Here is a 22,304-nt window from a genome sequence, read left to right on the forward strand (position 1 = left end):
CCGGCTCACGTTTCAATTAAGCGATAAAGGATCGCAGCGTGTCGTCGAATTCAACTTTGAACTGAGCATAGTTGAAATGCTCCGCAGGATAGCGCTGCGCATTTCGGCTCAGAGTCTGGTAGGTTTCTCGCTCCAGCAATTTCTCAACGGCATCCGCACAGTCGATATGCGACAGCAGCTTGGGCGCTACCAGGCTGTCGGTCAACGGATCGTAGACCTCATGCGGGAAGTCGACCTCGATATCGGTGAGCTGCCGGTGCTGTTCGATGGTGACCGACGGCGTCAGGCCAATGCCGCAGACCCCGTCTTTCACCGCTTCCGGCTGGCCGTCGACCTGCGGGAAGATGACCGGCACGCCGAAATAGAGCGATTCCATGCAGGACAAGCCGAACGGCTCGGTAATCGGCGTGCTCATGTAGATGTGCGTGCGATTGAAGAAACCGGCGACGTCATCCTGATAACCGCTGAAAGTGATGCGGTCGCCGAGCTGAAGCCGATCCGCCAGCGCCTCGAACGCCGCGCGATCCGGCCCTTTGCCGGCCACTTCCAGCGTGACGTCATGCCCGCGCCGCAGCAGCTCCTGCATCATCAATAAGGAAACGCTGATGCCTTTCAGGCTGACCAGGCGTGAGGCCGTGCCGATCCGGACCGGCTGCGACAGCGTTTTCGGCGCAGCGTCGATCCCTGCCGGCGTCTTGATGCGGTTGATCACCACGTGATTGGGGCAAGGCAGATTAAAGCGCAGCTCCATCACTCGCTTCGACGCGTGTGAGGCAGAAATGACGCCGTCCAGCATGGCGAAGAAACGCAGCGTCTTTTTATTCTTGGGGTAACGCCAGGAGCAGCCGTGATCGTAGTAAACCAGCTTGCCGCGCTTGGGTTTGGCCGCCAGCCCCGGCACCAGGTCCCAGACGATCACCACGTCGGCGTTGGCCCGCTCGATTTTCCACTTCAGCAAAAATTTGCGCAGGAACTGCGGGCAGCGCAGCGGCAGCGCATTGATCAGGCGGTTGGCGAAGGTGACGGGCTGATGCGCAGGCAACTGGCGGCGGATCTCTTCGCCAATGTCGCCGCTGATGCACAGGACCTGGTTGCTGCCGTCGGTGGTATCGTTGATGTACTGCAGGAACAGGCGCTCGACGCCGCCCATTTTACCCAGGTTGATAATGTGCAGTTTTTTCATGCTATAACCTTTTGCAACGCCTGCCATGCCGTATCGGCGTCAATTGTCGCCATGCTTTTTTCCGGCGAAATCAGCGAGTGCTGATTTTGCCCGTAGCCGCCGATCAGGCCGGGATCGGTTGGCCCGAACAGCGTGATATTCGGTTTGTCGAGCGCGGCGGTCAGATGACTGAGTCCGGTGTCGACCGAGACCACGCCCTTGGCGCCGGCCAGCACGTCGGCCACCTGCTGCAGGCTGAGCTTCGGCAGCACTTCGACATGTGGAAAACCTTCCGCCAAGCGTAGCGCGCGCTGATGTTCATGCTCTGCGCCCCACGGCAGTTTGATCTTCAGCCCGCTGTCGGCCGTCAGCGCGATCAGCTCGCGCCAGTTCTGCTCCGGCCAATGCTTATCGTCACGGGTTGTCGCGTGCAGAAACACCAGATATTGACCGGCATCGACCGGCGGCTGGCTGAGAAAACGCGCGGCGATGGCGTAATCGCCGTAGCTGCCCGGTTTATCGTAGCCGAGGCTTTTGGCGAACAGCTCGCGCGTGCGTTCCACCGCGTGCTGCTGTTTGTCTATCTCATGACGCACGTTGTAGAACCAGCTGGCGAACGGCTCGCGCGCGCTCTTGCAGTCCGGGCCATGTTTGTTGCCTTTGGCGACGCGGGTGATCAGCGCGGCGCTTTTGATCAGGCCCTGCGCGTCGATCACCACGTCGTAATGGCGTTCTTGCAGCGCGCGCTTGAAGTCGCAGCGCTGCTGTCGGGTGTCGCTGCCGAACCAATTTTTACGCCAGCGGCGAATGGCCACCGGGATCACGCGATCCACTGCCGGATGCCAGGTGGGGATTTGGCTGAAACCTTCTTCCACCACCCAGTCGAAGCGGATATCGGGAATGGCCTGCAGCGCGTCGGTCAGGGCGGGCAGCGTATGCAGCACATCGCCCATCGAGGACGTTTTTACGATTAACACCTGCATGACTATTCCTCGCTGGCGACAAGTAACGGCGTCAGCGCATCCAACACTTGCTGCGGCTGAATATCGATCAAACTTTGGTGGTATCCCTGCTCGGCATCGCCTTTACGCACCTTGTGATAACCGCTGATCAAGCGGATAACCCGCGCCTTGTCGGAGAGCGGCGGCGTGAAGTCGGGGCTGCTTGGGCCGTACAAGGCTATCAGCGGTTTGTTCAACGCTGCGGCAACGTGCATTAAACCGGAGTCGTTGCTGACCACCGCCCGGCAGGCCGCGATCAGGATCACCGCCTGCTCCAGCTGGGTTTTTCCGGCCAGGTTAAGGCAGAAATCGCGCGCGTCTTCCTGCAACGCGGCGCGGATCTGTTCGCCGGCCTCATGGTCTTTTGCCGAACCGAACAGCGCGATTTGATAGCCGCTCTCGATCAGCCGTTGAGCCAGCGCTGCGTAGTGATAGTGCGGCCAGCGCTTGGCGGGGCCGAACTCCGCGCCTGGGCAGAAGCCGACGATCGGGCGGCTGTCGGTCAGGTTGAAGGCCGAAGTAGTTTCGGCGATCTCTTCGTCGCTCACCCGCAGCTGCGGCCACAGCAGCGGCTGCGGCAGATCGCCGGCGCGCTGAACGCGGCCTTTGTCATAGGCCAGCGCCACATAGCGCTGCACCATCAGCGGGAAAGCGGCCTTGTCGAGCACGCGGACGTCGTTCAGCAGGCCGTAGCGCATTTCGCCCCGCCAGCCGGTGCGCTGCGGGATATCGGCGAAGAAAGGCACCAGCGCGGATTTGAACGAGTTGGGCAGAACGTAAGCGCGATCGTAACGGTTGGCGCGCAGGGCGCGCCCCAGGCGGCGGCGTTCGCCGAGCCCCAGCGCGCCGTGGCCCAGCGGCATCGCCAGCGCCTGATTGACTTCCGGCATGCGCGCCAGCAGCGGACGGCACCAGGCCGGTGCCATCACATCGATCTCCGCCGACGGGTATTCGGCCTTCAGGGTGCGATAGAGACTTTGCGACATCATCATGTCGCCAACCCAAGAAGGGCCGATAACCAGTATTTTCATACCCAGCGTTAATTCCTTCAGCTTATGCGGTGCGGTTCAACCAGGTCATATACTCTTTCACGCCTTCGGCGACCGTTTTGAACGGTGCGTCGTAGCCGGCGGCGCGCAGCTTGGTCAGATCGGCCTGGGTGTACGCCTGATAGCGGCCCTTCAGCTTTTCCGGGAACTCGATGTATTCCACCGCGCCTTTCTGATGGAAGTCCACCACCGCGTCGGCCACCGCCTGGAAGGTTTCCGCCCGGCCGGTGCCGCAGTTGAAGATGCCGGATTTGCCGGTTTCCCAGAACCACAGGTTAACCGCCGCCACGTCGCCGACGTAGATGAAGTCACGCTTGAAGTTTTCGCTGCCGGCGAACAGTTTCGGGTTTTCGCCGCGGTTGATCTGGGTGTTCAGGTGGAAGGCGACGCTGGCCATACTGCCTTTGTGGCCTTCGCGCGGGCCGTAAACGTTGAAGTAGCGGAAGCCGCAGATCTGCGAGTCCGCTTCCGGCAGGATCTCACGCACGTACTGATCGAACAGGAATTTGGAGTAGCCGTACACGTTGAGCGGCGCTTCATACTGACGCTCTTCGATAAACTCTTCGCGGCCGCCGTAAGTGGCGGCGGAGGAGGCGTAGAGGAACGGGATTTCGCGATCCAGGCAGTAGTGCAGCAGATCTTTGGAGTACTGATAGTTGTTGTCCATCATGTACTTGCCGTCCCACTCGGTGGTCGCGGAGCAGGCGCCTTCGTGGAACACCGCTTCGATTTCGCCCAGATCGTCGCCGGCCACGATGCTGGCGATAAAGTCTTCTTTATCGATATAGTCGGCGATGTCCAGATCGACCAGGTTGACGAATTTGGTGCCGTCTTTCAGGTTATCCACCACCAGGATATCGCGATATCCCTTGTCGTTCAGTGCCTTAATGATGTTGCTGCCGATCATGCCGGCGCCGCCTGTGACGATAATCATTGGGTTACCCCTGCTAAGCTGCTGGCGGGGCACAATGCCCCACGCTCAATGGCGGTTATCATAGCATTTCATGCCGCGGCAAACAGCGGAAGGGCTCCGAATATCCCGCATTGCCATTGAAGTCCGCTTTTTGCCGTGATATCTGCTGCAATTTTAATATTCTCTCCCGCGCATTCTCGTCAGTTTGGTTACAAATCAGTAAAATATGCCGTAAATAGCCCAATCCTGGAGATAACCGAATGTCAGCGTCTTTTTATCAGCAGTTGGAACAACAGCTTGCCGCCACTCGCAGTGAAGGGCTGTTCAAGGAAGAACGCATCATCACCTCCGCGCAGCAGGCGGATATCGCCGTTGCCGACGGCAGCCATGTGATCAACTTCTGCGCCAATAACTACCTGGGCCTGGCCAACCATCCGGCGCTCATCGCCGCCGCCAAGTCGGGGATGGACAGCCACGGTTTCGGCATGGCGTCGGTGCGCTTCATCTGCGGCACCCAGGACAGCCACAAGCAGCTGGAACAGAAACTGGCGGCCTTTTTGGGCATGGAAGACGCGATCCTGTACTCCTCTTGCTTCGACGCCAACGGCGGGCTGTTCGAAACCCTGCTCGGCCCGGAAGACGCGATTATCTCCGATGCGCTGAACCACGCGTCGATCATCGACGGCGTGCGCCTGTGTAAGGCCAAGCGCTATCGCTACGCCAATAACGACATGACCGAGCTGGCCGCGCAGCTGAAACAGGCCAAAGCCGACGGCGCGCGGCACATTCTGATCGCCACCGACGGCGTATTCTCGATGGACGGCGTAATCGCCAACCTGAAAGGGGTTTGCGATCTGGCGGACGAGTATCAGGCGCTGGTGATGGTGGATGACTCCCATGCGGTGGGCTTTGTCGGCGCCAACGGGCGCGGCACCCATGAATACTGCGAAGTGATGGGCCGCGTCGATATCATTACCGGTACGTTAGGCAAAGCGCTGGGCGGCGCGTCCGGCGGCTACACCGCCGCCAAGAAAGAAGTGGTGGAGTGGCTGCGCCAGCGCTCGCGTCCGTACCTGTTCTCCAACTCGCTGGCGCCGGCGATCGTCGCCGCGTCGATCAAAGTGCTGGAACTGCTGGAAGAGGGCGACGCCCTGCGCGATCGCCTGTGGGCCAACGCGCGTCTGTTCCGCGAAAAAATGACCGCCGCCGGCTTCACCCTGGCCGGCGCCGATCACGCCATCATCCCGGTCATGCTGGGTGAGGCGAAGCTGGCGCAGGAATTCGCCAATGCGTTGCTCAAGGAAGGCATCTATGTGACCGGTTTCTTCTATCCGGTGGTGCCGAAAGGCCAGGCGCGCATCCGTACCCAGATGTCCGCCGACCACACCCCGGAGCAAATCGAACGCGCAGTGGCGGCGTTTACACGTATCGGTAAGGATCTTGGCGTTATTGCATAAGGTAAAACCATGAAAGCACTGTCAAAACTGAAAGCGGAAGAAGGGATTTGGATGACCGACGAGCCTCAGCCGGAGCTGGGCCACAACGACATCATGATCAAAATCCGCAAAACCGCGATCTGCGGCACCGATGTGCATATCTACAACTGGGACGAATGGTCGCAAAAAACCATTCCGGTTCCGATGGTGGTCGGCCATGAATACGTGGGCGAAGTGGTGGCGATCGGTCAGGAAGTCAAAGGCTTCAGCATCGGCGATCGCGTGTCCGGTGAAGGTCACATCACCTGCGGCCACTGCCGCAACTGCCGCGGCGGCCGCACGCACCTGTGCCGCAACACCGTCGGCGTGGGCGTGAACCGTCCGGGCAGCTTCGCGGAATACCTGGTGATCCCGGCGTTCAACGCCTTCAAGATCCCGGATAACATCTCCGACGAACTGGCTTCGATCTTCGATCCGTTCGGTAACGCGGTACACACTGCGCTGTCGTTCGATCTGGTCGGGGAAGACGTGCTGGTGTCCGGCGCCGGCCCGATCGGCATCATGGCGGCGGCGGTGTGCAAACACGTCGGCGCCCGCCATGTGGTGATCACCGACGTTAACGAATACCGTCTGGAACTGGCGCGCAAGATGGGCGTGACCCGCGCGGTGAACGTCAGTAAGGAAAACCTCAACGACGTGATGGCCGAGCTGGGTATGACCGAAGGATTCGACGTCGGTCTGGAAATGTCCGGCGCGCCGCCGGCGTTCCGCACGCTGCTCAATGCCATGAACCACGGCGGACGCATCGCCATGCTGGGCATTCCGCCTTCGGATATGTCGATCGACTGGAACCAGGTCATCTTCAAGGGGCTGTTTATCAAAGGGATTTACGGCCGCGAAATGTTCGAAACCTGGTACAAGATGGCGGCGCTGATCCAGTCCGGCCTGGATTTGACCCCGATCATCACCCACCGTTTCTCGATCGACGAGTTCCAGCAGGGCTTCGACGCCATGCGCTCCGGCAAGTCGGGTAAAGTGGTGCTGAGCTGGGATTAATCTCGGCAGACGTGAAAAAGGCCGGAATTCCGGCCTTTTTTTATGCTTGCGGTTTGGCTTGCGTCCAGTGTTGCCAATGACGCTTGATGAAGGTCACCGGCGGCGAGGTGGCTATGCTGTCGGCGATGACGCCCAGCGCGGTGCCGGCGTTGGCTTTTTCCTTCGGCGGTTTGACCTTGCACTGTTTGATGCCACCGCTGAACGGATTTTTCGGCTGCGGTTTTTGCGGTTTGACCGGCGGTGGAACGTAGCTGCCGCCGCCGTTGCCCTGCGGTTCGTTCAGCAGCGCGCTCGGTTTGACCAGCACGATATCGGCGGGCAGCGACGGCAGCATCTGCTGCAGCACTTTCACCGTCGCCGGACGTGGATGCCCGATGGCGATGGCGGAACCGTTGCGCCGCGCCAATTCAACCGCGCGATTGAACTGGCGGCGGATGTCGGCTTCGTTCGCGGTATCGTCGAGGAACACCTTGCGTTTGATCACTTTCACGCCGGTGCCGGCCGCGGCGCGGGTCGCCTGGCTGTTGCCGATGGTCATGCTGTCGAGGAAGTACAGGCGGTAGCTTTCGAGCGCCTGCATCACTTTCTGCATGCCCGGCAGGCTGGAGGTCATGGCGCTGCCCATGTGGTTGTTCATGCCGACCGCGTAAGGCACATTGTTCACCGCGTTACGGATGATGCGCTGGATCTCGTCGCTGCTCATGGCAGGCTGCAGGGTATCGCGCTCCAGCGGCTGCTTGCTGAGCGGCGCCATTGGCATGTGGATCAAGACTTCGCGGCCCTGGCTGTGGGCGCGAGTGGCCATCAGGCGGGCATGCGGCGCGTTGGGCAATACCGCAACCGAGATCGCCGTTGGCATTTGCAGCACTGCGTTTTCTTCGTGAGGGCGGTAGCCCACGTCATCGATGACGATGGAGAGTTTTCCTGCCTGCGCAGCGTAAACCTGCAGCAGACAGCCTATTAACAGAGCTGTACGGGTTTTGACATAGTGCAAATCTATCTTCCCAACCACGGCAGTGGGTTAACCGCCTGTCCCTGACGACGGATTTCGAAATAGAGCGACGGCGTTCCCTGGCCGCCGCTGGTGCCGACCAGCGCGATCGGCTGGCCGGCGCGCACCTGCGCCCCGACGTTGACCAACGCGCTTTGGTTGTAGCCGTACACGCTCATGTCGCCTTTACCGTGTTCGACCACCACCATCAGGCCATAGCCTTGCAGCCAGTCGGCCAGCAGCACGCGGCCATCGGCGACGGCTTTCACTTCGCTACCTTCGCGGGCCTCAATCACCATGCCTTTCCAGCGTAGTTCGCCCTGCTGCTGTTCGCCAAAGCCGTGCAGCGTGCGGCCGCGTACCGGCCACATCAGCTGGCCGGCCGGACGACCGAGACCGCCGGTGCGCGCCATCAGCGAGCGATCGGCTTCGCTAGGTTTGTAGGTGGTGCCGGTTTTCTTCGCCTGCTGTTCCTTGATGCGCACCTGTTCGCGCACTTTGGCCGCTTCACGCGCTTCGCGTTCGGCGCGCGCACGGGCTTCGCGCTCCGCCCGGGCGATCTTGTCGCGCATGCGGACTTCGTTTTGGCGCAGTTCCACCAGGCGTTGTTGGTCTTTTTCTAGCGAGGCTTCCAGCGCGGTCAGCGTTTTCTTGCGGGCGCCGCGCGCCTGCTCCAGCTTCTGCTGCTGTGTTTGTTGTTCGCTCAGTAAGGATTTTTGCTGGCCCTGTTTGGCCACCAGCGTGGTTTTTTGCTTCGCCAGCTCGGCGCGGGTCTGTTTCAGCTCTTCGATGGTTTTCTGGCGCGCTTCGTTCAGATAGCCGAAATAGGCCAGAATACGTTCGCTGCGCTGGCTTTCTTCACCGCTGAGGATCAGCTGCACGCCGCTGTGCTGCCCTTGCCGGAAGGCGGCGTCGAGCTGTTTGGCGAGGAGGTTTTGTTGGGTCGATTGCTGCTTTTGCAGTTTGGCTATCGAGGCGTTCAGGCCGGAAATATCCTTGCTCAACTGGGTGAGCGTGCCCTGGGTGTCGCGCAACTGGCGGCTGGCCTGGGCGATGGTTTTTTCCTGCTGACGCAGCTGATCCTGCAGCGAGCTGCGCTGCTGCTGCTGCTGCTTCACCGCTTTTTCTTTCTCGGCGATGCTCTGCTGGATGTCTTTCAGCTGGGATTTATTGTCTTCCGCCGCCTGGCCGGCGAGCGGCAACAGCAAGACGCCAGCGCAAAATACGCTGGCGCACATGGCGGTGAACGTCCTTGGCGCGGTGCGTTCAGGCAGCGGCCGGCTGCCTGCGTTTGCGCTTCGGGTTACCCTTGATAGTGCAAAAAACGCCTTCTCCCTCATGGAGAAGGATTATTCCACGATGAACAGCGGCTTACCAGTCATCTCTTGCGGGATTTCCATTCCCATCAGCGTTAACAGGGTTGGCGCGATGTCCGAAAGCTTGCCGCCTTCGACCGCCCGTGCCGGTTTGCCGACGTAAATCAGCGGTACCGGCAGGCTGGTGTGGGCGGTATGCGCCTGGCCGGTGGCCGGATCGCGCATCTGCTCGGCGTTGCCGTGATCGGCGGTGATCAGCAGTTGGCCGTCGACGTCGCGCACCGCGTCAACCACCTGGGCGATGCAGGCATCCAGCGTCTCCACCGCTTTGACCGCTGCTTCATACACGCCGGTATGCCCCACCATGTCGCCGTTCGGGTAGTTGCAGATAATGGCGTCGTATTTGCCGCTGCGGATGGCGCTCAGCAGTTTGTCGGTCAGCTCGGCGGCGCTCATCTCCGGCTGCAGATCGTAGGTGGCGACCTTCGGCGAATTGACCAGCACGCGGTCTTCCCCTTTGAACGGCGCTTCCACGCCGCCGTTATAGAAGAAGGTGACGTGGGCGTATTTTTCGGTTTCCGAGATGCGCAGCTGGGTTTTGTCGTGCTTCATCAGCCATTCGCCGAAGGTGTTGGCCAGCGACGCCGGCGGATAGGCGCAGGCGGTCGCGATGTCGGCGGCGTACTCGGTCAGCATCACGAAATCGCCGAACTGCACCCGCTTGGCGCGCGGGAAACCGTCGAAATCCGCGTTCACGAAAGCGCGGGTGATCTGGCGCGCGCGGTCAGCGCGGAAGTTCATGAAGATCAACGCATCGCCGTCCTGCATCGCGGCATCGGCCTCACCGGCGGCGCGAATGACGGTCGGTTTGACGAACTCGTCGTTTTCACCGCGCTGGTAGGCGGCCTGCAGGCCGGCGATCGCATCGTCGGCCACGTAGTCGCCCTTGGCCGCGGTCAGCAGGTCATAGGCCAGCTGCACGCGATCCCAGCGGTTGTCGCGGTCCATCGCGTAGTAGCGGCCGATCAGCGAGGCGATGCGCCCGACGCCCAGCGCGGCGAAGGCGTCGCGGCAGCGTTGCAGCGGGGCTTCGGCGCTGCGCGGCGGCGTGTCGCGCCCGTCGAGGAAGGCATGCAGATAAACGGCTTTGGCGCCGCGTTGGGCGGCCAGCTTGATCATGGCCAGAATGTGCTCTTCGTGGCTGTGCACGCCGCCCGGCGACAGCAGGCCCATGATATGCACCGCCTTGCCGGCCGCTACGGCTTTATCGACCGCGGCGGTCAGCACCGGGTTGGCGAAGAAGTCGCCGTCGGCGATCGCTTTGTCCAGCCGGGTCAGATCCTGGTAGACGATGCGCCCGGCGCCCAGGTTGACGTGGCCGACTTCGGAGTTGCCCATTTGGCCGTCGGGCAGGCCGACATCCAGCCCGGAGGCGGCGATCAGCGTATGCGGCTGCTCCCGCCACAGACGGTCCATCACCGGGGTGCCGGCGTTCAGGATCGCGTTGTCCTGCCGCTCCTCACGGTGGCCGTAACCGTCCAGGATCACCAGTACCATCGGTTTTTTGTTGCTCGACATTGCATTGACCTCTTATGAACTTTTTAAGCTGCGAATAGCCATGCGCCCGCCGCAAGCATGGCTGTTCGCCCTCGAAAAACCGGCTGATTTTACATCGCCGCCGGCGAGAAATAGCCCAAAGAGATCAAGGTTGCGGCGAATCGCGCGGGCTTTTATGCTCTGACCTCGGGAATTTCTCAGCGCAGCCCGCAGTTTCTACAATCGCGCTTGCTTATTGGCTGTATTTGCCGCACTCGGCAGGTATACTCTGGAACCTTGACTTATTTATCCCTTAACTGACGGGAGTTGTTACACCCCATGCTGCAAGAAATTATGCCATTCGTAAGCAGACACCCGATTCTGAGCCTGGCTTGGATCGCTCTGCTGGTCGCCGTGATCGTCATGACCTTCAAAAGCCGTTTCTCCAAGGTCAAAGAGATCGCTCGCGGTGAAGCTATCCGCCTGATCAACAAAGAAGAAGCCGTGGTGGTCGACACCCGCAGCCGCGACGATTTCCGCCGTGGTCACCTGGCCAGCGCCATCAACCTGACCGCCAGCGAAATCAAAAGCGGCAGCCTGGGCGAGCTGGAAAAACACAAAGCGCAGCCGATCATCGTCGTGTGCGCCAACGGCACCGCCTCCCGCGAGCCGGCGGAGAACCTGAGCAAGGCCGGTTTTGAAAAGGTGACGATGCTGAAAGACGGCATCGCCGGCTGGAGCGGAGAAAACCTGCCGCTGGTGCGCGGTAAGTAACCGTTTAACCTATTTGAGGTGGCAATCCATGGCTAACATTGATATCTACACCAAAGCGACCTGTCCGTTCTGCCATCGCGCCAAGGCGCTGTTGAACAGCAAGGGCGCGGCGTTTAACGAGATCGCCATCGACGGCGATAGCGCCAAGCGCGAAGTGATGATCGAGCGCAGCGGGCGCACCACCGTGCCGCAGATTTTCATCGATGGCCGGCATATCGGCGGCTGTGATGATTTATATGAACTCGATGCTCGCGGCGGCCTGGATCCGCTGCTTTAAGCAGCTTGCCGGCTCACCGAGTGTCAATAAGGACGTTTAACCAAGGGTATTACTCACATGTCAGAACAAAACAGCACCGAAATGGCTTTCCAGATCCAACGTATCTATACCAAGGATATCTCCTTCGAAGCGCCGAACGCGCCGCAGGTTTTCCAGCAGGAATGGCAGCCGGAAGTTAAACTTGATCTGGATACCGCGTCCAGCCAGCTGGCTGACGAAGTGTATGAAGTGGTACTGCGCGTAACCGTGACGGCGAGCCTGGGCGAAGAGACCGCGTTCCTGTGCGAAGTGCAACAGGCGGGCATCTTCTCGGTAGCAGGTATCGAAGGCACGCAGCTGGCGCATTGCCTGGGTGCATACTGCCCGAACATCCTGTTCCCGTATGCGCGCGAGTGCATCACCAGCCTGGTTTCCCGCGGTACATTCCCGCAGCTGAACCTGGCACCGGTCAACTTTGACGCGCTGTTCATGAACTATCTGCAGCAGCAGGCGGAAGGCGAAGGTGCCGCACCACATCAGGATGCCTGATGAACACCGTCAATGCTTCAATGACTGTTATCGGTGCCGGCTCGTACGGCACCGCATTGGCCATTACGCTGGCGCGTAACGGCCATGCCGTGGTGCTGTGGGGGCATAACCCCGCGCAAATTCAAACGTTGCAGCAAGATCGCTGCAATCAGGCGTTTCTGCCCGACGTTCCTTTCCCCGATACCCTGCTGCTTGAGGCCGATTTGGCGCGTGCGCTGGCGGCCAGCCGCGACGTGCTGGTGGTGGTGCCAAGCCACGTGTTTGGCGACGTGCTGCGTCAGCTGAAGCCGCATCTGCGCCCGGACGCCCGCATCGTGTGGGCCACCAAGGGGTTGGAAGCGGAAACCGGGCGATTGCTGCAGGACGTGGCGCGTGAGGCGCTGGGCGAGACGATCCCGCTGGCGGTGCTCTCCGGGCCGACGTTCGCCAAAGAGCTGGCCGCCGGCTTGCCGACGGCGATCGCGCTGGCGGCGACCGATGCGCAGTTCGCCGACGATCTGCAACAGCTGTTGCACTGCGGCAAGAGCTTCCGCGTCTACAGCAATCCCGACTTTATCGGCGTGCAGCTTGGCGGCGCGGTGAAGAATGTGATCGCCATCGGCGCTGGCATGTCCGACGGCATCGGTTTCGGCGCCAACGCCCGCACCGCGTTGATTACGCGTGGGCTGGCGGAAATGAGCCGTCTGGGTTCTGCGCTGGGCGCCGATCCTTCGACGTTCATGGGCATGGCGGGGCTGGGGGATCTGGTGCTAACCTGCACGGACAACCAATCGCGCAACCGCCGCTTCGGCATTATGCTGGGGCAAGGTAAAGGCGTGCAGGAAGCGCAGGACAGCATCGGTCAGGTGGTCGAGGGCTATCGCAATACCAAAGAGGTGTTGGCGCTGGCGCAGCGGCACGGCGTGGAAATGCCGATCACCGAACAGATTTATCAGGTGCTTTACTGCCATAAAGACGCCCGCGAAGCGGCGCTGAGCCTGCTGGGGCGAGCCCGAAAGGACGAAAAACCCAGCGCGTGACATAAAACGATATGTCGGGGCAGCGGAATGCTGACCCCGCAAATGACCTGGGCCGCTCCGCGCTACCGTGTGAAGCGGCCCGTTTGGCAAGGCAAAGGGGTATGTGATGTCGTCAGAAGAGTTGGAACAGGTCTGGAACAGCATTAAATCAGAAGCGCGAGCACTGGCTGATTGTGAACCGATGCTGGCCAGCTTTTTCCATGCGACGTTGCTCAAGCACGAGAATCTGGGCAGCGCGCTCAGCTATATGCTGGCCAACAAGCTGGCGACGCCGATCATGCCCGCCATCGCGGTGCGCGAGGTGGTGGAAGAGGCCTACAAGTCCGACAATCAGATGATCGTTTCGGCGGCGCGCGATATCCTCGCGGTGCGGCTGCGCGACCCGGCGGTCGATAAATACTCCACGCCGCTGCTTTACCTCAAAGGGTTCCATGCGCTGCAGGCCTACCGCATCGGCCATTGGCTGTGGCAGCAAGGGCGGCAAGCGCTGGCTATCTACCTGCAAAATCAAATTTCCGTCGCCTTCGGCGTGGACATCCACCCGGCGGCGACCATCGGCTGCGGCATCATGCTTGACCACGCTACCGGCATCGTGATCGGTGAAACGGCGGTGGTGGAAAACAACGTTTCTATTCTGCAGTCGGTCACCCTGGGCGGTACCGGTAAAACCAGCGGCGACCGTCACCCGAAAATTCGCGAAGGGGTGATGATTGGCGCCGGCGCCAAAATTCTCGGCAATATCGAAGTGGGCAAGGGCGCCAAGATTGGCGCGGGCTCGGTGGTTTTGCAGGCGGTGCCGCCGCACACCACCGCCGCCGGCGTACCGGCGCGTATCGTCGGGCGCCCGGAGAGCGATACGCCGTCGATGGATATGGATCAATACTTCAACGGCACCAACCACGGATTCGAGTACGGCGACGGCATCTAAGCCGTGCCTGCGGGTCCATTCAGGCGGCGGTCAGCCCTGTTTCGGGAACTGGGTGATATCGGTAACGATGTCGTCGATCGCCGCCTTGACGTCATCCGCCGTGACCGGCGTGCTGTCGTTGTTGACGGTTTTACCGTAGGCCTTGCGTACCACTTCCATCACCGTTTTACCGGTATCCTGGTCGATCAACTCGCCTTCAATATACAGTGCGGTATTTTGCGTCCGGTGCCCGGTAGCCGCCATGGTGCTGGCAACCACTGCAGCGACCGGCACCACTTCATAGAACTTCATGTCTTCGTTTTCGGCCGAAACGGCGGTGATGGCGAGTTTGGCCACCAGAACGCGTGAGCCTGCCGGGCTTGGCAGAATGGTAAAGCGGTTCTGCAGCGCGGTTTTGATTCGCTGGGTCGCGTAGGCCTTAATCTTGTTCAGCGTGTCCTGGCTGACGCGCGCCGTGGGTTTCTCCGCCGGGAAATAGACCACCGGTTGGAAATAGATACCGCGATAGTTGGATTCCTTGTAGCTCGGATCTACCCAGCGCAGCGTTTTATGACCGCTTGGCGAGGTGGTTTCCTGCAGTTTGCTGTAATCGGACAAGAAGCCCGAATATTGCGACGTTTGGGTGACTTTGGACGAACAGCCCGCCAGCAACAGGCCCGCTGCCAGAACGGCCATGGCAACGCTCAAGCGTTGTTTTTTCATGTGGTTTCCTATGATGAGTGGTGATTACCCTTACAAAACATAGCGCATTATCTGCGCCTCATCGGGCATTTTCGGGGCCGGGCGTGCCCTGCTGCGGCCTTTTTTCAGGATCGTGATGCGCCGCCGGTTTTCGCCACCAGTGCGTGTGATAAGGCAACGAGCAAGACGTCCGCTCTGGCCAGCGCCTGGTGTTGCTCTGCTTGCCATCGGGGCAACAAGGGCCAGAGATCCGCCTGATGTTCTGCCTGCAGGCACCAGACCTCCCGGTCGTGCCAATCGCCGAGGGCGTTTTGCACCGCTTTCAGGCCCGCCATTGCGGCGGGAGAGAGGGGGAGGCGTTGCGGGTAGGCTTCGGCCGCGTAGCGCAGGCGTTTGACCAGCAGCCGCAGACGGTGGCGATCGTAGCTGGTATCAGCCAACGCCCGGCGCAATTGCCGCTGCTGGCGCTGCAGGCGTCGATTCACACGGTGTTTGGCGAGGCGCTGCGCGATGCGGCGAAAGCGGTGCGGCCAGGCGTGCAATAGCGAAGGGAAGCTGATGAGCAGCGGGTTGGCGAGCAGTTGGCGGCAGCGGGCCTGAAAATCGCTTTGGCGCACGTTGGCCTGCCAATCGAGGCGATGGTGCGCCAATTCGACGATCAGCACCTCGAGATCGCGCAGCGGCGTCGTGAGCTTGCCCAACTCGGCGGCGGCCCGATCGAGCCGCGTTGCGCCGGGGCAGCCGCGCAACGGACGCAGCAGGCTGCGAATGCGGCGCAGGCAGACGCGCAAGTCGTGTAGCGCCTCGGTGTCTTGCGCCTGTTGCAGCCGCAACAGCGCCTCGTTCAGCGCCGATTCGAGCCGGCGAAGCTGGGTAACAATATCTGCGATGAAAGCCATGTGCCGTATCTGGAGAGGTTAACCCTTCCAGTATGGCGCGTTGTCGCGGATTACGCTTTGATCAGCGCGCCGGCATAGTCCAACTGCCGCCAGGCTTCATACACCACCACCGATACGGCATTCGACAGGTTCATGCTGCGGCTTTGCGCCTGCATTGGGATGCGAATTTTTTGCTGCGCGGGCAGCGCATCGAGGATGTCGGCAGGCAATCCACGCGTTTCCGGACCGAACAGCAGGTAGTCGCCGGCCTGGTAGCTGACGGCGCTGTGCGCCGGCGTGCCCTTGGTGGTGAGGGCAAACAGCCGCTGCGGGTTTTCGGCGGCGAGAAAAGCGGCGTAGTCGGCATGACGGTGGACGCGGGTGAACTCATGGTAATCCAGCCCGGCGCGGCGCAGGCGTTTGTCGTCCCACGGAAAACCCAGCGGTTCGATCAGATGCAGATTAAAGCCGGTATTGGCGCACAGGCGGATGATATTGCCGGTATTGGGTGGAATTTCGGGTTCAAATAAAACGATGTTCAGCATGTTGCAGGCCCCTCGTGAACGAGGGGCGCAGGATAGCAAACTCTTACTGTTCTGTCTTAGACGATAGGCGTTGATGATGCAGCGGCAGCCACAGCACCAGCCGCAGGCCGCCAAGCGGGCTGTCTTCGGCCTTCACCCAGCCGCGATGCTGGTTGACCGCCGCCTCGACGATCGCCAGGCCGAGGCCGGTGCCGCCGGACTCACGGTCGCGCGCTTCATCGGTGCGGTAGAACGGACGGAAGATCTGCTCGCGGTCTTCGGCGCTGACGCCGGGGCCGTCGTCGTCAACCTGGATGGTCACGCCCTGATTGTCGGCGCTGAACGCCACGGCAATGCGGGTGTGCGAATAACGCAGGGCGTTGCGCACGATGTTTTCCAACGCGCTGTCCAGCGCGCTCGCGTTGCCGAACAGCGTCCACGGGCCGGGCGGCGCAGCGATCTCCAACTGCTTGCCCATCTGTTCCGCTTCGAAACGGGCGTTGTCCAGCACGTCGGCCCACAGGTCGTTGGCCTTCAGCTGCTCGCGGGCCAGCTCGCCCTTCTGCTGCCCACGCGACAGCGCCAGCAGATCGTTGATCATCGAATCCAGCCGCTGCGCTTCGGTTTCGATGCGCGCCAGTTCGTGCCCTTCGCCGTGGCGGCGGCGCATCAGCGCGGTGGCCAGCTGCAGGCGCGTCAGCGGCGTGCGCAGCTCGTGCGAGATGTCCGAGATCAGCCGTTGCTGAGCGTTCATCATGCGTTCCAGCGCGCTGACCATCTGGTTGAAGCTGGCGCCGGTGGCCAGGAACTCCTGCGGGCCGGCCTCCAGTTCCGGATGCTGCTTCAGGTTGCCGCGCGCCACGTCATCGGCGGCGTTCTTCAGCTTGCGTGCTGGTTTCGCCAGGCTCCAGGCCAGCCACAGCAGCAGCGGGGCGCTGATCAGCATGGTGACGATCAGCAGCAGCAGCGGCCGGTCGAACATCAGGTTGATGAAATCGGATTGCGGGCTGTTGGCGGGACGGATCAGGTACAGCTGGTAGTTGTCTTCGCCGTCGCGCACCGCGAACGGCCCGACCAGCTCGACGCGGCCGTACTTTTTCTTCTTGGGATGATCCGAATTATCGGATTGGCCGATGAAGTTGCGGACGATCTGCATTTCGTTGCGCTGCGCGCCGATCACCCGGCCTTCGCTGGTGACCAGCAACAGGCGTTGGCCCGGCGGCGCCCATTTGTCGATGGCGCGGAACAGGCGGCGCCACCACATCAGATCGTTGGCCGGATCGTTTTGCAACTCGGCCTCGACGTGCTGTTCCAGCATCAACCCCTGCCGCTGCTCGCTGTCGAGCAGCGAGGTCATTTGGCGGGAGTCGAGCTTGGGCACCATCAGCACCAGCATTAGCACCAGGGCTAACGTAAACCAGAAAATGGCGAAGATGCGTGCCGTCAAACTGTTGATCATGTTGCAGATACCATCAAATAACCACGCCCGCGCAGGGTTTTGAACCACGGATGCCCGTCTTTGCGATCCGGCAGCTTACGCCGCAGGTTGGAGATGTGCATGTCGATAGCGCGATCGAACGGAGTCAGGCGTTTGCCCAGCACTTCCTGGCTCAGCAGTTCGCGCGATACCACCTGCCCGAGGTGCTGCGCCAGCAGGTAAAGCAGGGTGAACTCGGTGCCGGTCAGATCCAGCACCTGGCCGTCGAAGCTGGCCTCCTGGCGGCCGGGATTCAGCTGCAGGCCATCGACATCCAGCGTCGGGGCGCCGCTGTCGACCTGCTGCTGCTGTTCGCTCCAGTTGGAACGGCGCAGAATGGCGCGAATGCGCGCGACTAGCTCGCGATCGTTGAAGGGTTTCGGCAGGTAATCATCGGCGCCCAGCTCCAGGCCCAGCACGCGGTCCAGTTCGCTGCCGCGCGCGGTCAGCATGATGACCGGTGTCTGGTGATGTTGGCGCAGTTCTTTCAGCGTATCGATGCCGTTTTTCTTCGGCATCATGATGTCGAGCAGCAGCAGATCGATGGAGCTGTCCAGCAGCGACAACGCCTGCTCGCCATCGTGCGCGACGACGATATTAAAACCTTCCATTTCAAGCAGTTCTTTTAACAGCGAGGTCAACTCGCGGTCGTCGTCAACTAACAGAATCTTGTTCATTATGATTTACCTCCAGACGCAAAATACGTCATCAACTGTTGCCATTCCATGACTTTACGTAGTTTTACATGCACTGACGCAGGTTTTCAGGTGTAGCGGTACACTGCTCCTCGTTGATTCGCAAAGTGAGAAAGCTTGAGGAGTTGAAATGCGTAAGGTGACCGCATTAGTTATGGCATCACTGCTGGCAATTGGTTCGACCGCTGCCTTCGCTGCCGACACTATACCGGACACAGCCCAACCTCCCGGCAACGACGCGATGACCCGAATACCCGGCCAGCACCATATGTTCGACGGTGTCAGCCTCAGCGAACAGCAGCGCCAGCAAATGCGCGATTTGATGCGCCAGGCCCGGCACGATCTGCCTGGTGTCAATGTAGCTGAAATGGAAGCCATGCATAAACTGGTGACCGCAGAGAAATTTGACGAAGCCGCCGTGTACGCCCAGGCGGAGAAGATGGCCCAACAGCAGGTCAAGCGCCAGGTCGAAATGGCCCGGGTGCGCAACCAAATGTATAACCTGCTGACGCCAGAGCAAAAAAGTGTTTTAGACCAGAAACATCAGCAGCGTATGCAGCAGATGGAGCAACAAATTTCTGGTTTGCAGCAAGCTTCTGCCCAGAAGTGAAGTACGACTGAGTAGTCCCCTGTTTTTCCTTGCCATAGACACCATCCCTGTCTTCCCCGCCATGATGGCGGGGTTTTTTTTATCCGACATTTCGCTATATTGAGCGCCACACCTTTTGACCGGGATCCCTTAATGGAACAGCGTTATGCTCGCCTGGTAAAGTCCGCTGCGTTGGCCGCAACTGCGTTGGCGTCGTCGCTGCTGTTGATCAAAATCGTCGCCTGGTACCACACCGGTTCGGTCAGCCTGTTGGCGGCGCTGGTGGATTCGTTGGTCGATATCGCCGCCTCGCTGACCAACCTTCTGGTGGTGCGCTATTCGCTGCAGCCGGCCGATGCTGAGCACGCCTTCGGCCACGGCAAAGCGGAGTCGCTGGCGGCGCTGGCGCAAAGCATGTTTATTTCCGGCTCCGCCCTGTTTCTGTTCCTCACCGGCTTCCAGCACCTGTATGCGCCGCAAACGCTGCGCGATCCTGGCGTGGGGGTCGTCGTGACGGTGATCGCGTTAATCAGCACCCTGATTCTGGTCACCTATCAACGTTGGGTGGTCAGAAAAACCCGTAGCCAGGCGGTGCGCGCAGATATGCTGCATTATCAGTCAGATGTCATGATGAATGGTGCTATTCTTATCGCTCTTGGGCTAAGCTGGTACGGCTTCCACCGGGCAGATGCGCTGTTCGCGCTGGGCATCGGCGTATACATCCTCTATAGCGCGCTGCGCATGGGCTACGAAGCGGTGCAGTCGCTACTGGATCGGGCGTTGCCGGATGACGAGCGCCAGGCGATTATCGAGGTGGTTTCCTCCTGGCCCGGGGTGAAAGGCGCGCACGATCTGCGCACGCGTCAGTCGGGGCCGACGCGTTTCATCCAGCTGCATCTGGAGATGGAAGACACGCTGCCGCTGCGTGAGGCGCATCGGTTGGCCGATCAGGTGGAACAGGCGTTGCGACACCGTTTTGCGGGGGCGGACGTCATCATTCACCTGGATCCGTGCTCCGTGGTGCCGCCGGGTAGGCAGGGGCATTGGGAGCTATAATCAGATAGAGGCATAGCGCGAAGTATTATCATGAATATCTGAGTTAGCTCAGCGTGCCATGCGGTGTTTTTACCGTTATATTGCGTGACTTGAATCAATTCAGCTGGGTGTTTTTGATATAATATCCAGCAATAAGCCGTAAAGCTGGTTTTCTGCAGCCGGAGAGGTTTCAAGACGATCGGCGGAGACAGAATTCTTAAGAAATTGCATCTACACAGTTCAGAGGTAGTCATGATCAAGAAAATCGGTGTACTGACGAGCGGCGGTGATTCGCCGGGTATGAACGCTGCAATCCGCGGCGTTGTGCGTTCTGCGCTTTCAGAAGGTCTGGAAGTTTTTGGTATTTACGATGGCTACCTTGGCTTGTACGAAGATCGCATGGAGCAGCTGGACCGCTATAGCGTGTCCGACATGATCAACCGCGGCGGCACCTTCCTCGGCTCGGCCCGCTTCCCGGAGTTCAGGGATGAAAACGTGCGCGCCAAGGCGATTGAAAACCTGAAGAATCGCGGCATCGACGCGCTGGTGGTGATCGGCGGCGACGGTTCCTACATGGGCGCCAAACGCCTGACGGAAGAAGGCTTCCCATGCATCGGTCTGCCGGGCACCATCGATAACGACGTTGCCGGTACCGACTACACCATTGGTTACTTCACCGCGCTGGAAACCGTGGTGGAAGCGATCGACCGCCTGCGCGATACCTCCTCGTCGCACCAGCGTATCTCCATCGTGGAAGTGATGGGCCGTTACTGCGGCGATCTGACGCTGGCGGCGGCGATTGCCGGCGGTTGCGAATTCATCGTGCTGCCTGAAATCGAATTCAATCGCGAAGATCTGGTGTGCGAAATCAAGGCCGGTATCGCCAAGGGTAAAAAACACGCCATCGTGGCGATCACCGAGCACATCTGCGACATCGATGAGCTGGCGCGCCACATCGAGCAGGAAACCAAGCGTGAAACCCGCGCCACCGTGCTGGGCCACATTCAACGCGGTGGTTCACCGGTCGCCTACGACCGCATCCTGGCCTCGCGCATGGGCGCCTACGCCATCGAACTGCTGCTGCAGGGTTACGGCGGCCGCTGCGTCGGTATCCAGAACGAAAAAATGGTGCATCACGACATCATCGACGCGATCGAAAACATGAAGCGTCCGTTCAAGGGCGACTGGCTGGAAACGGCGAAAAAGCTGTACTGATTCGCCGCTCTCCGCGCGCCGAAAGCCTCCGCTTGCGGGGGCTTTTTTATGCTTGTCGGCGACATATTCCAGAATCATCTATCCCAAAATTTTTTATTCTTTAATTGCCGGGAAAGTTTCTGGCAGGCTCTGATGCTAAATCAACCGATTGAGGTTGCGTTAATTTTCTGGGAGAGCCTGTCGATGCGTAAATGGAGTGTAGGTCTGACATTGGTGCTGTTGGCGTCCGGCGCCATGGCGAAGGATATTCAGTTGCTGAACGTGTCATACGATCCGACGCGTGAGTTCTATCAGGCTTACAACACGGCATTCAGCAAGCACTATCAGGCGGAAACCGGCGACAAGGTGACGGTACGACAGTCGCACGGCGGTTCCGGCAAACAGGCGACCTCGGTGATCAACGGCATCGAGGCCGACGTGGTGACGCTGGCGCTGGCCTATGACGTTGACGCCATCGCCGAACGCGGGCGCATTGAGAAAGACTGGATCAAACGCTTGCCGGACAACTCGGCGCCTTACACGTCGACCATCGTCTTCCTGGTGCGCAAAGGCAACCCGAAGCAAATTCATGACTGGCCTGACTTGATTAAGCCGGGCGTGTCGGTGATCACCCCGAATCCGAAAACCTCCGGTGGCGCCCGCTGGAACTACCTGGCCGCCTGGGGCTACGCGTTGCACCACAACAACAACGATAAGGCCAAGGCGCAGGACTTCGTCAAAAACCTGTACAAGAACGTCGAAGTGCTGGATTCCGGCGCGCGCGGCTCGACCAACACCTTCGTTGAGCGCGGCATCGGCGACGTGCTGATCGCTTGGGAAAACGAAGCGTTGCTGGCGGAGAAAGAGCTGGGCAAAGACAAGTTCGAGATTATTACGCCGAGCGAATCGATCCTGGCCGAACCGACGGTGTCGGTGGTGGATAAGGTCGTCGATAAACGTGGTACCCGCGACGTGGCGACCGCCTACCTGAAGTATCTGTATTCACCGGAAGGGCAGACTATTGCGGCGCAGAACTATTATCGCCCGCGTGATGCGGCGGTGGCGGCCAAGTTCGCCGGGCAGTTCCCGCAGCTGAAGTTGTTCACCGTGGATGACACTTTCGGCGGCTGGACCGAAGCGCAGAAGGTGCACTTCGCTACCGGCGGCGTGTTCGACGAAATAAGCAAACGCTGATGCCGTTTGAGCGGCAATAAAAAACCCCGGCAAGCCGGGGTTTTTTTATGG

At 60.3% G+C, this 22,304-nt stretch carries 23 protein-coding genes; 11 read left to right on the forward strand and 12 right to left on the reverse strand.

The window, feature by feature from the left end:
* Nucleotides 1-16 precede the first annotated feature (16 nt).
* From ACJ8J5_RS23295 to rfaD, 4 genes are read right to left on the reverse strand one after another with little or no spacing between them, the layout of a single operon-like run.
* Nucleotides 17-1,183, reverse strand: a complete 1,167-nt coding sequence (locus ACJ8J5_RS23295; RefSeq protein ID WP_197813121.1) for a glycosyltransferase — start codon at nucleotides 1,181-1,183, stop codon at nucleotides 17-19.
* The gene (gene rfaC, locus ACJ8J5_RS23300; protein WP_025304685.1) at nucleotides 1,180-2,145 is read right to left on the reverse strand and encodes a lipopolysaccharide heptosyltransferase RfaC; all 966 of its coding nucleotides are present in this window, start codon (nucleotides 2,143-2,145) and stop codon (nucleotides 1,180-1,182) included. The genes ACJ8J5_RS23295 and rfaC overlap by 4 nt, the downstream gene beginning before the upstream one ends.
* 2 nt (nucleotides 2,146-2,147) lie before the next feature.
* The gene (gene rfaF / locus ACJ8J5_RS23305) at nucleotides 2,148-3,194 is read right to left on the reverse strand and encodes an ADP-heptose--LPS heptosyltransferase RfaF (RefSeq protein ID WP_060448505.1); all 1,047 of its coding nucleotides are present in this window, start codon (nucleotides 3,192-3,194) and stop codon (nucleotides 2,148-2,150) included.
* A gap of 22 nt (nucleotides 3,195-3,216) precedes the next feature.
* Entirely contained in the window at nucleotides 3,217-4,146 is a 930-nt protein-coding gene (gene rfaD / locus ACJ8J5_RS23310) for an ADP-glyceromanno-heptose 6-epimerase (RefSeq protein WP_089196359.1), read from the reverse strand.
* A gap of 239 nt (nucleotides 4,147-4,385) precedes the next feature.
* Here rfaD and kbl point away from each other — a divergent pair, with 239 nt between their 5' ends.
* The gene (gene kbl / locus ACJ8J5_RS23315) at nucleotides 4,386-5,582 is read left to right on the forward strand and encodes a glycine C-acetyltransferase (RefSeq protein ID WP_004931154.1); all 1,197 of its coding nucleotides are present in this window, start codon (nucleotides 4,386-4,388) and stop codon (nucleotides 5,580-5,582) included.
* Nucleotides 5,583-5,591: 9 nt separating this feature from the next.
* The gene (gene tdh / locus ACJ8J5_RS23320) at nucleotides 5,592-6,617 is read left to right on the forward strand and encodes an L-threonine 3-dehydrogenase (RefSeq protein ID WP_060435273.1); all 1,026 of its coding nucleotides are present in this window, start codon (nucleotides 5,592-5,594) and stop codon (nucleotides 6,615-6,617) included.
* 40 nt (nucleotides 6,618-6,657) lie between these two features.
* Here tdh and ACJ8J5_RS23325 read toward each other — a convergent pair whose 3' ends face one another.
* The 3 genes from ACJ8J5_RS23325 to gpmM are packed head-to-tail and all read right to left on the reverse strand — an operon-like array spanning nucleotide 6,658 to nucleotide 10,502.
* The gene (locus ACJ8J5_RS23325) at nucleotides 6,658-7,611 is read right to left on the reverse strand and encodes a divergent polysaccharide deacetylase family protein (protein WP_049205333.1); all 954 of its coding nucleotides are present in this window, start codon (nucleotides 7,609-7,611) and stop codon (nucleotides 6,658-6,660) included.
* Between the two features lie 2 nt (nucleotides 7,612-7,613).
* Nucleotides 7,614-8,948 carry a murein hydrolase activator EnvC gene (envC, locus tag ACJ8J5_RS23330; RefSeq protein ID WP_414105093.1) on the reverse strand — a complete coding sequence of 445 codons (1,335 nt, stop codon included), beginning with the start codon at nucleotides 8,946-8,948 and terminating at the stop codon, nucleotides 7,614-7,616.
* Between the two features lie 9 nt (nucleotides 8,949-8,957).
* The gene (gene gpmM, locus ACJ8J5_RS23335) at nucleotides 8,958-10,502 is read right to left on the reverse strand and encodes a 2,3-bisphosphoglycerate-independent phosphoglycerate mutase (RefSeq protein WP_043141013.1); all 1,545 of its coding nucleotides are present in this window, start codon (nucleotides 10,500-10,502) and stop codon (nucleotides 8,958-8,960) included.
* A gap of 297 nt (nucleotides 10,503-10,799) precedes the next feature.
* On the opposite strand from gpmM, the gene ACJ8J5_RS23340 reads away from it, so the two are divergent.
* The 5 genes from ACJ8J5_RS23340 (at nucleotide 10,800) to cysE (ending at nucleotide 13,986) form a co-directional block, all read left to right on the forward strand.
* Nucleotides 10,800-11,234, forward strand: a complete 435-nt coding sequence (locus ACJ8J5_RS23340; protein WP_016929700.1) for a rhodanese-like domain-containing protein — start codon at nucleotides 10,800-10,802, stop codon at nucleotides 11,232-11,234.
* Between the two features lie 28 nt (nucleotides 11,235-11,262).
* Nucleotides 11,263-11,511 (forward strand): glutaredoxin 3, encoded by a 249-nt coding sequence (grxC, locus tag ACJ8J5_RS23345; protein WP_019452217.1) that lies wholly within the window; start codon nucleotides 11,263-11,265, stop codon nucleotides 11,509-11,511.
* 57 nt (nucleotides 11,512-11,568) lie between these two features.
* The gene (gene secB, locus ACJ8J5_RS23350; protein ID WP_025304678.1) at nucleotides 11,569-12,039 is read left to right on the forward strand and encodes a protein-export chaperone SecB; all 471 of its coding nucleotides are present in this window, start codon (nucleotides 11,569-11,571) and stop codon (nucleotides 12,037-12,039) included.
* Nucleotides 12,039-13,058 carry an NAD(P)H-dependent glycerol-3-phosphate dehydrogenase gene (gene gpsA / locus ACJ8J5_RS23355; protein ID WP_025304677.1) on the forward strand — a complete coding sequence of 340 codons (1,020 nt, stop codon included), beginning with the start codon at nucleotides 12,039-12,041 and terminating at the stop codon, nucleotides 13,056-13,058. Before secB ends, gpsA begins: the two co-directional genes overlap by 1 nt.
* Nucleotides 13,059-13,164: 106 nt before the next feature.
* A complete protein-coding gene (cysE, locus tag ACJ8J5_RS23360) occupies nucleotides 13,165-13,986 on the forward strand; it encodes a serine O-acetyltransferase (RefSeq protein ID WP_025304676.1) in 822 nt (273 codons plus the stop codon).
* Nucleotides 13,987-14,016: 30 nt separating this feature from the next.
* Here the strand turns inward: cysE and ACJ8J5_RS23365 are convergent, their stop codons facing one another.
* The 5 genes from ACJ8J5_RS23365 to cpxR form a co-directional block, all read right to left on the reverse strand.
* Nucleotides 14,017-14,688 carry a DUF3313 domain-containing protein gene (locus ACJ8J5_RS23365; RefSeq protein ID WP_033645203.1) on the reverse strand — a complete coding sequence of 224 codons (672 nt, stop codon included), beginning with the start codon at nucleotides 14,686-14,688 and terminating at the stop codon, nucleotides 14,017-14,019.
* A 104-nt stretch (nucleotides 14,689-14,792) separates the two neighbouring features.
* Entirely contained in the window at nucleotides 14,793-15,566 is a 774-nt protein-coding gene (locus ACJ8J5_RS23370) for a CHAD domain-containing protein (protein WP_197811749.1), read from the reverse strand.
* 50 nt (nucleotides 15,567-15,616) lie between these two features.
* Nucleotides 15,617-16,090 (reverse strand): tRNA (uridine(34)/cytosine(34)/5-carboxymethylaminomethyluridine(34)-2'-O)-methyltransferase TrmL, encoded by a 474-nt coding sequence (gene trmL, locus ACJ8J5_RS23375; RefSeq protein ID WP_025304673.1) that lies wholly within the window; start codon nucleotides 16,088-16,090, stop codon nucleotides 15,617-15,619.
* Nucleotides 16,091-16,133: 43 nt separating this feature from the next.
* Complete coding sequence (gene cpxA / locus ACJ8J5_RS23380) at nucleotides 16,134-17,528, reverse strand: envelope stress sensor histidine kinase CpxA (protein WP_406903611.1); 1,395 nt, start codon at nucleotides 17,526-17,528, stop codon at nucleotides 16,134-16,136.
* Nucleotides 17,525-18,223, reverse strand: coding sequence for an envelope stress response regulator transcription factor CpxR (gene cpxR / locus ACJ8J5_RS23385; RefSeq protein WP_025304671.1), 699 nt, complete (start codon nucleotides 18,221-18,223; stop codon nucleotides 17,525-17,527). The genes cpxA and cpxR overlap by 4 nt, the downstream gene beginning before the upstream one ends.
* A gap of 148 nt (nucleotides 18,224-18,371) precedes the next feature.
* On the opposite strand from cpxR, the gene cpxP reads away from it, so the two are divergent.
* The 4 genes from cpxP to ACJ8J5_RS23405 all read left to right on the forward strand — a co-directional run bounded on the left by cpxP (nucleotide 18,372) and on the right by ACJ8J5_RS23405 (nucleotide 22,253).
* Entirely contained in the window at nucleotides 18,372-18,851 is a 480-nt protein-coding gene (cpxP, locus tag ACJ8J5_RS23390; RefSeq protein WP_004931122.1) for a cell-envelope stress modulator CpxP, read from the forward strand.
* A 132-nt stretch (nucleotides 18,852-18,983) separates the two neighbouring features.
* Nucleotides 18,984-19,886 carry a CDF family cation-efflux transporter FieF gene (fieF, locus tag ACJ8J5_RS23395; RefSeq protein WP_141999164.1) on the forward strand — a complete coding sequence of 301 codons (903 nt, stop codon included), beginning with the start codon at nucleotides 18,984-18,986 and terminating at the stop codon, nucleotides 19,884-19,886.
* Nucleotides 19,887-20,117: 231 nt separating this feature from the next.
* Complete coding sequence (pfkA, locus tag ACJ8J5_RS23400) at nucleotides 20,118-21,080, forward strand: 6-phosphofructokinase (protein WP_004931116.1); 963 nt, start codon at nucleotides 20,118-20,120, stop codon at nucleotides 21,078-21,080.
* 183 nt (nucleotides 21,081-21,263) lie between these two features.
* Nucleotides 21,264-22,253 carry a sulfate ABC transporter substrate-binding protein gene (locus ACJ8J5_RS23405; protein WP_414105092.1) on the forward strand — a complete coding sequence of 330 codons (990 nt, stop codon included), beginning with the start codon at nucleotides 21,264-21,266 and terminating at the stop codon, nucleotides 22,251-22,253.
* Nucleotides 22,254-22,304: the final 51 nt, after the last annotated feature.

The organism is Serratia sp. CY43202, assembly GCF_052168755.1.
GTDB classification, from domain to species: Bacteria; Pseudomonadota; Gammaproteobacteria; order Enterobacterales; family Enterobacteriaceae; genus Serratia; species Serratia bockelmannii.